Below are 14,267 nucleotides of genomic sequence, written 5' to 3'. Positions count from 1 at the left end.
GCGGCGCCGTGCCGCGCCGGATCACGAGCTCGGGAGCGGTCCGCCGCGGGGCGGCGCCGTGCTGCGCCGGATCACCAGCTCGGGAGCGATCAGCTCGCACGAGGCCGGCTCGCCCTGCATCATGCGCAGCACCTGCTCGATCGACCGCTCGCCGAGAGCGACGAAGTCCTGGCGGACCGTGGTCAGCGCGGGCACCTGGTAGGCCGCTCCCGCGATGTCGTCGAAACCGACGAGCGAGACGTCGCCGGGCACCTTCACGCCGAGCTCGGCGAAGGCCGCCAGCACCCCCATGGCCATCTGGTCGTTGCCGGCGAAGATGGCCGTCGGTGGCTCGCCGGTGCGGCGGGTGACGAGGTAGTGGGCCAGCCGGTAGCCGCTGTTGCCGGTGAAGTCGCCCTCGAGATGCTCGCCGCCGGCGTGCGGCGCCTCCTCCAGCGCGGCCCGCCAGCCCTTGACGCGGGCCCGCGCGTCGAAGGTGCGCAACGCGCCGGTCAGATGAACGATGTGGCGATGCCCCAGCTCCAGCAGGTGCCGTACGGCGAACCGCGCGCCGAGCTCCTGATCGAGCTCGACGAAGCCGAGATCCGGATTGGGCACGTTGCCGGACATGACCACCGTCATCGGCACGCCGGTCGCGATGTCGGCCAGGGCGTCCATCACCATGGGCCGGTCGGCGATGACCGCGATGGCCTCGACCGCCTGGTCGGTGAGCCGCTGCAGGGTCTCGGCCAGGTCTTTGGTGGTGCCGCCCTGCCAGCTGGCCAGGTTGACCCAGTAGCCGGCCCGCCGCGCCGCCGTCTGCACGCCACGCAGGATGCGGGGCAGCTCGTACAGCTCGGCCCCGGCGAGCACCACCCCGATCGTCGAGGAACGGCGGCTCTTGAGCGCGCGGGCGACGCTGTTACGGCGGTAGCCGAGTTTCTCGATGGCGGCCTCGACGCGAGCCCGGGTCTCCGGGCGGACGGAGGGGTGGTCGTTGAGGACGCGGGAGACGGTGACGTGCGACACGCCCGCCTCGCGTGCCACATCCACCATGCCTGGTGCCCGATTCATGTCCTTCGCTTCCCGGCCTCCACCGTGCCGGCCCCGTCTGCCCGGTGCCGATTCGATGGTGCCACATCCGCCGGGCGCTCCCGCCCAAAGAGATCATGGCATCGGAATCGTCCGTGAACTCTTTCGCGCTGTGGCGGTAAGTACAGGCGACCGTGCCCACCGAGGAAGGCACCGCATGAAGGAGCTGACCGTCTCATGGCAGAACCGGCGACGGCCGAGGCCACCGACCCGGACCTGATCCGCAGGTCCTGGCAGGAGCCCGAGATGTTCGCCGTGCTGTTCGACCGCCACGCCCCCGCGCTGCACCGCTACGCCGCCCGGAGGCTGGGCGCCGGCGAGGCCGAGGACGTGGTGTCGGAGACGTTCCTGGCGGCCTTCGAGCACCGGCACCGCTATCAGCCCGGCCAGGACGACGCCCGGCCCTGGCTGTACGGGATCGCCTCGAACGTGATCGGCAAGCGACGCCGCCGGGAGCTGGCCAGGTACCGGGCGTACGCGCGTGGCGGCCTGGACCCGGCGGAGATCGGCGGCGGCCTGGTCGAGGACGGCGTCGCGACGCTGGCGGTCAACCAGCCGCTGGTCGCGGCGCTGGCCCGGCTTCGCACCGGGGACCGGGACGCGTTGTTGCTGGTGGCGTGGGTCGGGCTGACGTACGAGGAGGTGGCCGTCGCGCTGGACATCCCGGTCGGGACGGTCCGCTCGCGGCTCAACCGGGCGCGCAAGAAGGTCCGCCAGGCCCTGGAAGGAACCGATCATGGATGAGATGGCGGAGCTCGACCGCCTGTGGGCGGACACGCCCGAGGCCAGCGAGCGCGACCTGGCGGCCGCCCGCGTCGCGCTGCTGGCCCGGGCGGCGGCCCCGCCGGGCCGGCGCGCACGGCCACGCACTCCGACGAGGCGCCGGTACGCCTTCCGGCTGGCCGCCGTCGGCGTGCTGGCGACGGCGCTCACCGCTGTGATCATCGCCGGTCAGGTGGCCCTGGGCGGGCCGGGCGCGCCTGCGGCCAACGCCCAGTCGGTGCTTGAGCTGGCCGCCCGGGCCGCCGCCGATCAGCGGGACCTGGTGCCCGGGCCCGGTCAGTACGTGCACACGAAGACGCGGGTCCAGCGCATGCTGTACACGCAAGACCCGTCGACGAAGCGGCTGCTGTCCCCCCTGGTGACGGCGGACGAGGAGCGCTGGGAGCCCGCGGACCCGGATGAGCCCTGGCTGCTCCGGGAGCGGGCGGAGTCCGCCACGGGCGACCCGGTGCCCCGGTGGCTGTGGGACAAGGGCGTCGAGGACAACCTGTACGAGTCCTCCTGCCCCGGCCAGCGCGCCTACGTGCGGCTGGGCGCCTGGCCCACCGACGTCGAAGGGGCGCGCGCGAAGCTCGCGGCCCAGGCCGGGCGAGATCCGGTCCGCCGGTGGTCCGAGCTCAAGCAACTGATCGCGGAGTCGGTGGTGCGCCCGAGCCTGAGCGCGGCGCTCTTCCAGCTGGCGGCCGAGATCGACGGAATCCATCTGATCGGCGACGCGGTGGACGCGGCGGGCCGGCCGGGCATCGCCGTGGCCATGGACGAGGGCGGCGGTCGCCGCTCCGAGCTGATCTTCGACCGGCGGACCTACCGCTACCTCGGTGAACGCACGGTCAACACCAGGGATGTGGCGGTCAAGACGTCCGAGGGCGTCTACACCACGCCGAAGGGGGCGGCAGTGGGCACCGCGGTGCTCACGGTCGACCTGGCCACCGCCCTGCCGGAGCTGTCGCCCAAGGCCTCGCGGCTGCGCATCCCCTGCTGAGACCTTCCCCCGATCCGGCGCCTCTGGCGCCGGGAGCTCTGTTTCGCATGTCCGGATAACGAAGGGAAATCACCATGTTCATTGCCAAGGCGGTCGCCGCCGGCCTGCTCGCGACCTCGTTCGGCGGCCTGGCCACGGCCACGCCGGGGACCGAGGCCGCGTACGAGAACAAGGCCAAGATCGAGTCGATGCGGGCCGGCTGCATGAAGGAGCAAGGGCTCACCTACCTGCCGGAGAAGGTCATCAAGCGCGACCGGACGAAGGAGGAGCTGGCCCGGCGCGCGGGCGACCACGAGGCGCTGCGGGCCTACCGCGCCAAGTACGGCTTCGGCGTCTGGTCCAGGCTCGTCTTCCCCGGTGACCCCGCGGTCGACCGGGACATGGGGGAGAGCAGGAACAACAAGCTCCTCATGTCGCTGTCGGCCAAGGACCTCAAGGCCTGGCGGGCGGCGGACGACAGGTGCTTCGCCAAGGCCGTCAAGAGCGTGCTGGGCAAGACGGTGACCTCGCAGGCCGGCTTCCTCGCCGACGTGAACTCGGCGCTGGCCAAGGAGCTGCGTGAGCTCGACAGCGACCCGAAGCTGGCCGCGCTGGGCAAGGAGTTCGGCGGCTGCCTGAAGATCGCCGAGACCAGGCCGACGGTGCTGGCCGACCGGGGACGGGCCGCGTTCGCCTCGGAGGCCACCGAGGTCGCCAGGAGCCAGAGCAAGGGCTCGCTCCCCAAGGGAACCACCGCGCTGCCGGGCCTCACTCCCGAGCAGGCCCGGCCGTATCTGGCCAAGGAGGTGAAGGCGGCGCTGGCCGACCTGGAGTGCGGCAAGGCCTTCTACCCGGCGTACGCGCCCCGGGCGCGGGTGATCGAGGAGCGGGTGTACCAGGAGTTCGCGCTGGACTTCGCGCTCTGAGCACCGGACGGGGACCCGTGACCAGGGTCCCCGTCCGGATCGAGCGGCCACCGCGCCGCCGACCTCACCCGGACCGCCGTCAGGACCTGCGTGGTGGGCTCTCCCAGCTGAGGGAGCGCAGCGTGTCGGCCTGCCGGACGCGTTCGGCCAGGCCCTGGTCCAGGGACGACACCGTACGGGCGGGGCAGGGCTCGTCCCGCAGCTCGGCGGCGAGGATGCGGTCCAGGCGGAAGCCCCGCCCCGCCCGCCGGCTGCGGCACCATCCGATCAGGTACCACGAGCCCAAGGCGGTGAGCAGCCCGCCCGGCTCGACCTCACGCTCGCTCTCCCGGCCCGCCGAGTCGGCGTACCGGATCCAGACGACGCGCCGGCGGGCCACCGCCTGCTCGACGACCGGGAGCACGCCAGAGGCGATCCGGGCGGGCAGCAGGTAGATGCGTTCGGTCAGGGCACGCACCTCCTCCGCGTCGGACTCGCCCAGGGCGGCGGCCAGTTTCCGCATGGCGGCCGGCCCCGCGGCCGAGAACGGCGTCGTCTGCTCGGCTCCGGCCAGCGCCGCGGCCACCGCCAGTGCCTCCGCCGCGGTGAGGTTGATCGGCGGCAGGGCGGTGTCGCGGTCGATGAACCAGCCGCCGTGCCGCCCGGCCTCCGCGCGCACCGGCACCCTGGCCTCCATCAGCGCCTGCAGATCACGCTGTACGGTACGCCGCGACACCCCGAACCGCTCGGCCAGCCAGCCCACGGTGCGCGGCCGGGGCGCGGCCGCGCGCAGCTCGTCCACCAGGGCGTAGAGGCGTTCGGTACGGTTCATGGCGTCATCCCTCAGGTTAGGCCAGCCGCTCGCGCAGGAAGTCCTCCTGGGCCGCCAGCTCGCGCCGGGCCAGCGCCGTGGGATGCAGCGTGAACCCGTGCCAGCCCTCCTCCGCCACCACCAGCTCGGCCGTGTTGCCGGCTGCCGCCCAGCGGGCCGCCATGAACAGCGTGTCGTCGAGGACGGGATCGGCCGTTCCCACCGTGAAGCGCGCGTGGGGCAGGTCACGCAGGTCCGCGTAGAGGGGGGAGATGTCGGGATCGAGGCGTTCGTCGGGCGACAGTCCCGGAAACTGCTTGCTCCAGAACCATTCCTGGACCGGCCGGTTGATCAGCCGGTTCCGATCGCCCGACGCGCGGCTGCTCGGCGTGCCATGGCCCAGGTCGTAGCCGCCGAAGGAGAGCTGCGCGGCCAGGAACGCCTCGGCGGGCACCACGGCGTGCCGGTCACGCAGCCGCAGGAGCGTGGTGACGCTCAGCCGCGCCCCGGCCGACTCGCCGCCGACGAGCAGGCGTTCCGTGCCGAACTCGGCGGCGGCGTTCGCCAGCAGCCACAGCGCCGCCTGCTCGGCGTCGTCGTTCCCGGCGGGGTAGGGGTGCTCGGGGGCGAGCCGGTACCCGACGCTGAGCACCGCCACCCCGCAGTGGGCGGCCACGTCGCGCAGGCGCGGATCCTGCCCGTCCGCCGAGCCGATCACCCCGCCACCGCCGTGGAGGTGCAGGAACACGCCCTCCGGCGCACGCCCGCCCGGCGGCAGGAAGACCCGGAGCGGGAGCCGGCCGCCGTCGGAGGTGGTCACGGTGCGCCAGCTCGCCTCGGGAACCAGCGGCAGGGTGGGGAATCCGCCTCCGCCCGTGCGCTGGAACTCCCGGGCCGCCACGGGGTCGTCCTGGACGTGCAGCGGCACCTGGCCGTCGAGCAGCTTCTCCATGCGGTCGTTGACGGCGACGGTCTCGGCCAGCTCATCGGGGTCCTGGCCGATCAGGTTGATGGTGGGTACGTTCATGCGGCCCAGCGTCCCGCCCTGCCGCGACACCGTTGTGTCACGGTTGGCGAGTGATGTCGCTCACATCGTGATACCGCGTTTCCGCCGGTCCGACGGGGAACAGGTCGGGAATGGAGGTGCTGAGCAATCGAGTGCTGCTGCGTCCGAAGGATCTCGCGCGGAGCCTCGGCTTCTACCGCGAGACGCTCGGCCTGGCCGTCTATCGCGAGTTCGGCCCCGCCGACCACCCGGGCGTGGTCTTCTTCCTCGGCCAGGGGTTCCTGGAGATCTCCGGGCACTCCGACGACGGGGCCGGCTCGGGGCTGTCGCTGTGGCTGCAGGTACGCGATGTCGCGCAGGAGGAGAAACGGCTCCGGGAGGCGGGGGCCACGGTGGCACGTGAGACGCGGCTGGAGCCGTGGGGCCTCCTCGAGCTGTGGATCGAGGACCCCGACGGGCATCGCATCGTGCTCGTCGAGGTCCCGTCCGACCACCCGCTGCGCCGTGACCCCCGCTGACGGGGTGGCGTGACGGTCAGGCCATCGCCCGCTCGATGGCCTCGATGATCCGCGGCCGCAGCTCGGCGGCGCGGATGATCGCGTCCACCGAGCCGACCTCGACCGCGCGCTGGATGCTGTGCACCCGGTCGAACTCCGCGGCGACCTCGCCTAGCTTCTCCGCCCGGACGGCGGTCTGCACCTCGGCGAGCTGGGCGTTGAGCACCGCCCGCTCGGCGCCGCTGGCCGCCGAGACCCGCGCCTGCAGCTCGGTCACCCGCGGGTCGGTCGCGGTGCGGTTGTTCACCTCGCCGGAGAACACCACGGCGGCCGCCGGGGCGCCGCCGAGCACCGAGGCGAACGATCCCTCCAGCGCGAGCACGGTCATGTTCGGGTTGAGCGCCTTGGAGAACACCACGAACGCGCCGCCGTGGTAACGGGAGATCACGCAGAACACGATCGGCCCGTCGAAGTTGACGATCGCCCGGCCGATCTCCGCACCGTACTCCAGCTGGAGCTTGCGCATCGACTCCGGCGAGCCGTCGAACCCGGACAGGTTGGCCAGCACCACCAGCGGCCGGTTGCCGGACGCGGAGTTGATCGCCCGCGCGGTCTTCTTCGACGACCGCGGGAACAGCGTGCCCGCGGTGTAGGTGTCGGGGCCGTCGGTGGGCGGGAAGCCGCGCCGCGGCACCGAGCGCGACTCGATGCCGATCAGGCAGACCGGCCAGCCGCCGATGTGCACGTCCTGCACCGCGGACGTCTCCGCGTCGGCCATGCCCGCCCAGCGCTCCAGCACCGGGTGGTCCTGGTCGGACACGGCCCGCATCACCGTGCGGATGTCGAACGGCTTCTTGCGGTCGGGGTTGTGCTCGGCGGAGAAGATCTGGCCGACGGTGGCGAAGTCGCTGCCGTCGATCGTGTGCGGGAACTCGGAGATGTCGCGGTCGGCCGGGTCAATCGTGCCGGCCCGCCGCGGCGCCGTCTCGCCGGGCACGACGTAGGTGTGGTCGTAGTGGGCCATGAGCACGTCGCGGGCGGCCGGCAGGTTGGGCGCCCAGTATTGGGCCTGGCCGTTCGGCCCCATGACGCGGTCGTAGCCGCCGATGCCGAAGTTGTCCTCGGCCGACACGCCGCCCGAGAAGTCGAGTGACTGCTTGCCGGTGAGCACCATCGCCGAGTCCGGCGTCATCACCAGGATGCCCTTGGTGTGCATGAGCATCGTCGCCTCGGCGTTCCAGTACGGCTGGGCGCCGACGGTGATCCCGGCGACCACGATGTTGATCTCGCCGCCGGCCTGGGTGAACGTGACGATCCGCTTGAGCGCGGCCGCGACCCAGTCCATGTTCTCGGTGCCCGAGGTCATCGAGATCCGCGCGCCCGCCGACAGCGCGTACCACTCCAGCGGGACCCGCATCCGCTCGGCGAGGTCGAGGGCGGCGATCACCCGCGAGCACTCGGGCTCCGACAGGGCGCCCAGCGCCTTCGTCGGGTCGCCGAGCAGGACCACGCGGGTGACGCCTTCGGGGTGGCGCTCGGTCGGCGTCGTGACGACGCCGGCCACGATCGCCGCGGAGTTCTTCCCCTTGGGCCGGTCGACCGGCACGAGCGCGCCGTCGGCGTCGAGGTCGTATTCGACGAAACCGCCGTCGGGCCCGGCGAGCAGGCCGGTCAGCTCGTACGGGTAGACGTTGCCGCGCCGGGCCGCGCGCAGCACCTTCTGGCGGTAGTCGTCCAGCGGCTGGACCGGCTCCGTCGACGGCTTGCCGACGTCCAGGCTCGCGCCGTGGCCCGGGTCGAGGGTGATCCGCACGGCCACCTCGGCCAGCTCGCCGGCGGCGTTGCGCTGGCGGGCCACGAACTGGACCTCCTCCAGCCCCGCGCCCGCCGTGGTCGGCAGGATGCGCTGGACCAGCATGTTGAGCTCGTCGGTGGACAGCTCGGTCGACGGCCAGACGTACATCAGGATCCGGTTGGTGTCGAAGCGCTTGTTCTGGGGGCGCTGCGCCTGGATGTTGCGGATGGCGTCGAGGCCGGCGGTGAGCGCGTCCTCCACCGCGGGCAGCGCGATCAGCCTGCCGTCGGCCTCGCGCAGCGGCGTCAGGTCGCGGACCTGGCCCATCGCGATGAGCCGCTCGTCGGCCGGGTTGCTGCGCGCCACGGCCTTGAACAGGTAGACCTCCTCGTCGGCCGACGGCAGCCGGGTGAGGTCGAACTCGCGCAGCCGCTGCAGCTGCAGGCGCTCGGCGATCTGCGGGTGCAGGCCGCGGATCAGCCGATCCTCGGCGAAGCCGGCCCCGTCAGGACGGAAGGTGAAGTGGTGATGCATCACGGCGCCGCTGGTGCCGACGACGGTGGTGGTGACCCGGCTGACGCCCGCGGGCCGCGAGTGCTCGGCGAGGAGGCGGCCGATCCGCGCCGCCATCGCGTCGGCGTCCGGCTGGTCCTCCCAGGTGACGTAGAGGTCGGCGACCAGCACCCCTTCGCCGTCCCCGTCGGTGGCGAACGTGCCTACCGCGCCGATGGCGGCGGGCAGGGCGGCGATGTCGACCGCGGTGGTGACCACGCGGGTCACGCCGTCCGCGCCGGTGCGCTCGGCGGTGACGAACGGGCAGCCCGCCACCTCGCGCGCGGTGACCTCCGACAGCCCCCGGTTGCCGTAGTAGCGGCGGGTCAGCACCTCCAGCAGCGGCGCGTGATCCAGCCCGTGCCGGCCGATCCGCTGGCCGATCAGCCGGACCAGCGGCTCGGAGCTGGCCACCATGGCCTGGATCCGCTCGGCGCGGTCCGGCGCGTCGGGGTCGGCGTCCAGGTAGCGCAGGTCGTCGCGCACCGCGGCGTAGACCTTGGCGCGGTTGCGGCGCAGCAGCGGCTGGGCGAACCAGCGGAACACCACGCCGCGGGCCAGGTCGGACACCGTGGGGAAGCGCACCTGCGTGGCCTCGATCAGGTGCTCCAGGGCGAGCCCCGCGCGCTCGCTGAGCGACTCGAACGGCGACGCGCCGGCCAGCCACTCGCGCAGCAGCTCCGACACGATCGCGACGCCGGTGCTCATCTGCTGCTGGGCCAGGAAGATCCGGAAGACCGCGGCCTCCAGCTCCGGCGTGCGGTCGAGGTCGTGGACGCCGTAGTGGGCGAGGACCCTGGTGAGCTTGGCCTGGAAGCTCTGGGTGACGCCGGCGCGCTCGACGTCGAGGCTCTGCAGGTAGCTGTGGAAGAACTCGCGCGGGCTGTGCACGGGGTTGCCGGGCTCGACGTCGAGCGCGCCGCCCGGCTTGTTGCGGCTCAGCTCGGCCAGGTCGGCGAACACGGTGAGCAGGTCGAGCTCGCCCTCGATCGGCTGCCTGCCCAGCTCGGCGCGCGCGTCCAGGTAGGCCGCCAGCACCCGCTTGCGGTCGTAGGGGTCGCCGTCGAAGCCGAGCAGCAGGCCGCGCAGGTCCTGCAGGCCGCGCTCGACCCGGTCGGCCGCGGACACGTCCGACGGCACGGCGGGCAGGTCGATCTCGACGGCGCCCGCGGCCTCCTCTTCGGGGCCTTCGTCGGCGAGGGGCTCCAGGCGCATCAGCGGCGCGCCGGTCTCGACCTGGCTGCCCACCGACACCGGGCACTCGCGGACGCGGGCCCGGAACGGCGCGCGCAGCACCGTCTCCATCTTCATGCTCTCCAGCACCAGGATCGGCGCGCCCGGCTCGACCTCGTCGCCGACCGACAGCGGCGTCGCGACCACCAGCGCGGGCGCGGGAGAGCGGACGACGCCGCCCTCGTCGCGGCTGATCCGGTGGGTCACACCGTCGACCTCGACCAGGTGGATCGGCCCGTGCGTGGCCGACACCACCCGGAACCGGCGGCCGTTGACCACGATCTGGCCGCTGTGCTCGTCGAACCGCTCGACCTCGACGTCCGCCGGGTGCACGTCGCCGCCGCCGGAGATCCCGACACGGAAGCGCCGGTGCCCGACGCGGGCCACGCTCACCCGGTAGCCGACGCCGCGGAGCTTGAGGTCCAGCGGGCGGCCAGAGTCGTGCTGCACCTGCGGGCGGCCGCCGTGCGCGGTGGACAGCAGCCGCCGGCGGCCGACCTCCTCCTCGTCCTGGTATGCCTCGATCGCGGCGGCGGCCAGGGCGATCGCGGAGTGCCGGTGGCTGACCAGGCGACCCTTGGCGCGCACGCGGTCGATCCAGCCGGTGTCGGCGCTCGCGTCGATCACCTCGGGCTGGTCGAGCAGGTCGAGCACGAAGCTCTTGTTGGTGGCGCCGCCCTCGATGATCACCGTGGTGCCGGCCATCGCGCGGCGCAGCCGGCCCAGCGCCTGCTCGCGGTCGCGGCCGTAGGCGATGATCTTGGCGATCATCGAGTCGAAGTCGGCGGGGATGGTGTCGCCCTCGCTGACGCCGGTGTCGACGCGGATGCCGGGCCCGGTGGGCAGCACCAGGCGGGCGATGCGGCCCGGGGCGGGCGCGAAGTCGCGGTCGGGGTCCTCGGCGTTGAGCCGGGCCTCGACGGCGTGGCCGGCCTCGCCCGGCTGGGGGCCCTCCAGCTTCCCGCCGCCGGCCACGTGCAGCTGCAGCCGGACCAGGTCGGTGCCGGTGGTGATCTCGGTGATCGGGTGCTCGACCTGCAGCCGGGTGTTGACCTCGAGGAAGGCGAACAGCTTCTCGCCGGGGTGGTAGAGGAACTCGACGGTGCAGGCGCCGCAGTAGCCGACCGCCACGGCGAGCCGCTCGGCCGAGGCCTTCAGCTCGGCCGTCTGCTCGATGCCCAGCACGGGCGAGGCGGACTCCTCGATGATCTTCTGGTTGCGCCGCTGCACCGAGCAGTCCCGCACGCCCAGCGCCCACGCGGTGCCCTGCCCGTCGGCGATGACCTGGACCTCGACGTGGCGGGCGCCGGTGACCAGGCGCTCCAGGAAGACCACGCCGGAGCCGAACGCGCGCAGCGCCTCCTGGCTGGTGCGCTCGTAGGCGTCGGCCAGGTCCTCCTTCGAGGCGACCATGCGGATGCCGCGCCCGCCGCCGCCCGCGGTCGCCTTGAGCATCAGCGGGTAGCCGATCTCGTCGCCGGCGCGCAGCGCGTCCTCCAGGGTGGCGACCTCGCCGCGGCTCCACGGCGCGACGGGGACGCCGACCTCCTCGGCGATGAGCTTGGCGCCGATCTTGTCGCCGAGCTTGCGCATCGCGTCCGCGCTCGGCCCGACGAACGTCACGCCGATCTTCTCGCACAGCTCGGCGAACGCCGGATCCTCGGCGACGAAGCCCCAGCCGACCCACGCGGCGTCTGCCCCGGTCTCCACCAGCGCCCGTTCGAGGACGGCGTGGTCGAGGTACGGGCGGGCGGAGGCGGGGCCCAGCGGGTAGGCGAGGTCCGCCTCGCGGACGAAGGTCGCGCTGCGGTCGGCGTCGGTGTAGAGGGCCACCGTCTCGATCCGCGCCCCGGTCTCTGCGCAGAGATCCCGGACGGCGTGGATGAGCCGCATCGCTGCCTCTCCACGGTTGACGATGGCGACACGACTGAACACCGGCTGAGCCTCCCCTTACTCACGCACAAAGGCGACGCCCGGGTCCCGGAGCGCCGCCTGCACCTTTCTACACCCTGCTCGATCTCCGCCCGCTACACCAATGGCCCGCATCGCTCATGGCGAAGCTGCTCGGTTGTGGAAACCCCACAAAAGGTGCCCCACGCGCTCCCGCTCCGCCACGGGCCGCCCACGGCGCATCGCCAGGGCTTCACCAGCTTTCGGATCGGACGCGTACGCGCTTCGGCGAATCAGCGGGAATTTCGTTTCGGCAATTATCGGGGGGGTCGCCACAGAAGCGCCATAGAACCACTATAAAGGCGTTGTAAAATCCCCGGCAGCTGCATTCTTGCAGCCATCTGACCTGGGAGAACGACTGCCGTCCGGCGTTTATGACAGGCGCGAGAGATGCAGCTCCGTATGCGATTTGAGCACCGTACAGAACATCTGTCCAGACCCTTGTCGGGTGCTTGGTGATCACTTACTGTCCAGGTGATCAAATCACTCGTCAAGGAGGCCTGGTTGCGCCGATTAACGTCCACGGTCGCCGTCGTGGCGGCACCGCTGAAGAAGTTGGTCATGTCCGGCGTCGCCATGGCCTTGGCGGCCACGGCGGTCACGAGCGTACCGGCTCATGCCGCGCCGGTGAACGAGCGAGCCACGGCGGCGCCGTCGATGGAGCCGGGGTTACGCGCGCGGGCCGCCGCCGCCGGCAAGATCAGAGTGAACGTCGTCACCAAGACCCGGGCCGATCTGCCCGACGCGGCGAGCGCCGGTCAGGTGCTGCAGACGTTGTCCCGGTTCCCCATGGTGACCTTACGCGTCGACGCGACGGCGCTGGACCGGCTGGCCAGCCGGCCGGGCGTCGTGAGCGTGTCGGAGGACCGGCCGGTGCCGCCGGTCCTGGCCGAGAGCGTCCCGTTGATCGGCGGCGATCGCACCCGGGCGGCGGGCCTGACCGGCGAGGGCAGCGCGGTGGCCGTCCTGGACACCGGCGTCGCGACCGGCCATCCCTTCCTGGGCGGACGGGTGCTCGAAGAGGCCTGCTTCTCCCCCGTCGACGCCGACTACGGGGCCACCAGCCTGTGCCCCGGCGGCACCGCTCAGCAGGAGGGTCCCGGCGCGGCCGACTCCGAACAGGGGCCGTGCGCGGACCCCGCCCTCGACTGTGATCACGGCACGCACGTGGCCGGCATCGCCATCGGCGACGGCAAGGGCCTGACCGGAGCGCCGCCGGCCGGTGTCGCACCCGGAGCCGACCTGGTCGCCATTCAGGTGTTCAGCAAGTTCACGTCGGAGGACTTCTGCGGGGCGGGCGCCGCGCCGTGTGTGCTGAGCTTCACCAGCGCCCAGATGGCGGGCCTGGAGAAGGTCCTGCAGCTGAAGGAGTCCGGCACGCCGCTGGTGGCCGCCAACCTGAGCCTGGGCGGCGGCCGCTACACCGCGACGTGTGACGCCGATCCACGCAAGCCCGCCATCGACGCCCTCCTGGCGGCCGGGGTGGCGACGGTGGTGGCGGCCGGGAACGACGGGTACGGCGACGCGGTGAGCGCCCCGGCCTGCGTGCCCTCGGCCATCACGGTGGGCAGCACCACCGACGACGACACCGTGTCCGCCTTCAGCAACCGCGGCCCCCTCCTGGACCTCTTCGCCCCCGGGACCTCGATCATCTCCTCGGTGCCCGGTGACAAGTGGGCGCCGCTGAGCGGCACCTCGATGGCCGCTCCGCACGTGACCGGCGCGCTGGCCGTGCTCCGCCAGGCCTTCCCCCAGGCGAGTATCGCGAAGCTGGAAACGGCCATGAGGACCAAGGGCAAGGCCATCACCTACACCGGCGCCACCACTCCGCGGCTCCAGCTGGACAGTGCCGCCCTCCCCCAGAACCCGACCCCTACCCCCACGCCGGATGATCCGAAGGGCGTCTGGCCGCCGTACTTCGTCAACCTGGACGACCACGCCATTCCCGATCGGGGCAAAGTGGACTCCCCGCTCCAAGTGAGCGGCATCCTCGACAAGGGGCCGGTCCAGCTGCACGTCTGGGTCTCCATCAAGCACCCCTGGGTGGGCGATCTGAAGCTCGAACTGATCAGCCCGGACGGGAAGGTGTTCCCGCTGCGCGAGCCGTCCCCGGACGGCAGCGATTCCATCGACGAGACGTACGACGTGGACACCAGCTCCGTGACCACGCCGAACGGCACCTGGAAGCTGCGTGCCACGGACGCCTACGCGCCCGACGCCGGCTTCATCGACGGCTGGTCGATGGACTTTCCGTTCTTCGAGAACTGGGACGACCACAACATCCCGGACAAAGGCGTCGTCACCTCGCCCATCACGGTGACAGGCTGGCTCCCGGGCAACGCGCCCTCGAAGGCGACGGTCTACGCGGAGATCCACCACACCTGGGTGGGCGATCTGAAGATCGACCTGATCAGCCCGAACGGCAAGGTGTACAAACTCCGCCTACCAAACCCCCAGGACAACGGCGACGCTATCTGGGAGACCTATCCGGTGGATGGCAGCGCCTCACCGGCGAACGGGACGTGGACGTTACGCGTCGAGGACGTCACCGCGGGTGACACGGGTTACCTGGACGGCTGGTGGATCAAGTTCTGAGCCGCTGATCCACCTGGCCTGCCTGTGATGCCCGAGCACACAGGCAGGCCATCGGCGTTCGCGCGGTGGCCTGCCCATACCGAGGACCAGCGCCTGGGACGCCGTGCG

The 14,267-nt window shown here is 72.2% G+C and carries 9 protein-coding genes; 5 read left to right on the top strand and 4 right to left on the bottom strand.

Annotated elements, in window-relative coordinates; genetic code table 11:
- Nucleotides 1-21 precede the first annotated feature (21 nt).
- Nucleotides 22-1,053: a LacI family DNA-binding transcriptional regulator gene (locus ACFKCF_RS35530; RefSeq protein WP_394499664.1), complete on the bottom strand. Its 1,032-nt coding sequence runs from the start codon at nucleotides 1,051-1,053 to the stop codon at nucleotides 22-24.
- Nucleotides 1,054-1,248: 195 nt separating this feature from the next.
- Here ACFKCF_RS35530 and ACFKCF_RS35525 point away from each other — a divergent pair, with 195 nt between their 5' ends.
- The 3 genes from ACFKCF_RS35525 to ACFKCF_RS35515 all read left to right on the top strand — a co-directional run bounded on the left by ACFKCF_RS35525 (nucleotide 1,249) and on the right by ACFKCF_RS35515 (nucleotide 3,741).
- Nucleotides 1,249-1,815 (top strand): RNA polymerase sigma factor, encoded by a 567-nt coding sequence (locus ACFKCF_RS35525; protein WP_394499663.1) that lies wholly within the window; start codon nucleotides 1,249-1,251, stop codon nucleotides 1,813-1,815.
- Nucleotides 1,808-2,836: a CU044_5270 family protein gene (locus ACFKCF_RS35520; protein ID WP_394499662.1), complete on the top strand. Its 1,029-nt coding sequence runs from the start codon at nucleotides 1,808-1,810 to the stop codon at nucleotides 2,834-2,836. Before ACFKCF_RS35525 ends, ACFKCF_RS35520 begins: the two co-directional genes overlap by 8 nt.
- 74 nt (nucleotides 2,837-2,910) lie before the next feature.
- Complete coding sequence (locus ACFKCF_RS35515; protein ID WP_394499661.1) at nucleotides 2,911-3,741, top strand: hypothetical protein; 831 nt, start codon at nucleotides 2,911-2,913, stop codon at nucleotides 3,739-3,741.
- A gap of 79 nt (nucleotides 3,742-3,820) precedes the next feature.
- Here ACFKCF_RS35515 and ACFKCF_RS35510 read toward each other — a convergent pair whose 3' ends face one another.
- Both ACFKCF_RS35510 and ACFKCF_RS35505 read right to left on the bottom strand, forming a co-directional pair.
- Complete coding sequence (locus ACFKCF_RS35510) at nucleotides 3,821-4,552, bottom strand: helix-turn-helix transcriptional regulator (RefSeq protein WP_394499660.1); 732 nt, start codon at nucleotides 4,550-4,552, stop codon at nucleotides 3,821-3,823.
- 16 nt (nucleotides 4,553-4,568) lie between these two features.
- Nucleotides 4,569-5,558 carry an alpha/beta hydrolase gene (locus tag ACFKCF_RS35505; RefSeq protein ID WP_394499659.1) on the bottom strand — a complete coding sequence of 330 codons (990 nt, stop codon included), beginning with the start codon at nucleotides 5,556-5,558 and terminating at the stop codon, nucleotides 4,569-4,571.
- Between the two features lie 110 nt (nucleotides 5,559-5,668).
- Between ACFKCF_RS35505 and ACFKCF_RS35500 the strand changes: the two genes are divergently transcribed.
- Nucleotides 5,669-6,055, top strand: coding sequence for a VOC family protein (locus ACFKCF_RS35500; RefSeq protein ID WP_394499658.1), 387 nt, complete (start codon nucleotides 5,669-5,671; stop codon nucleotides 6,053-6,055).
- A gap of 16 nt (nucleotides 6,056-6,071) precedes the next feature.
- Here the strand turns inward: ACFKCF_RS35500 and ACFKCF_RS35495 are convergent, their stop codons facing one another.
- Nucleotides 6,072-11,549: a biotin carboxylase N-terminal domain-containing protein gene (locus tag ACFKCF_RS35495; protein ID WP_394499657.1), complete on the bottom strand. Its 5,478-nt coding sequence runs from the start codon at nucleotides 11,547-11,549 to the stop codon at nucleotides 6,072-6,074.
- A 519-nt stretch (nucleotides 11,550-12,068) separates the two neighbouring features.
- Between ACFKCF_RS35495 and ACFKCF_RS35490 the strand changes: the two genes are divergently transcribed.
- Nucleotides 12,069-14,159: a S8 family serine peptidase gene (locus ACFKCF_RS35490; protein WP_394499656.1), complete on the top strand. Its 2,091-nt coding sequence runs from the start codon at nucleotides 12,069-12,071 to the stop codon at nucleotides 14,157-14,159.
- The last annotated feature ends 108 nt before the right edge of the window (nucleotides 14,160-14,267 follow it).

Origin of the sequence: Nonomuraea sp. JJY05, assembly GCF_043496855.1 — a bacterium.
GTDB lineage: Bacteria > Actinomycetota > Actinomycetes > Streptosporangiales > Streptosporangiaceae > Nonomuraea.
Note: the sequence above shows the minus strand (reverse complement) of the source record. Positions and strands in the feature narration are given on the sequence as shown.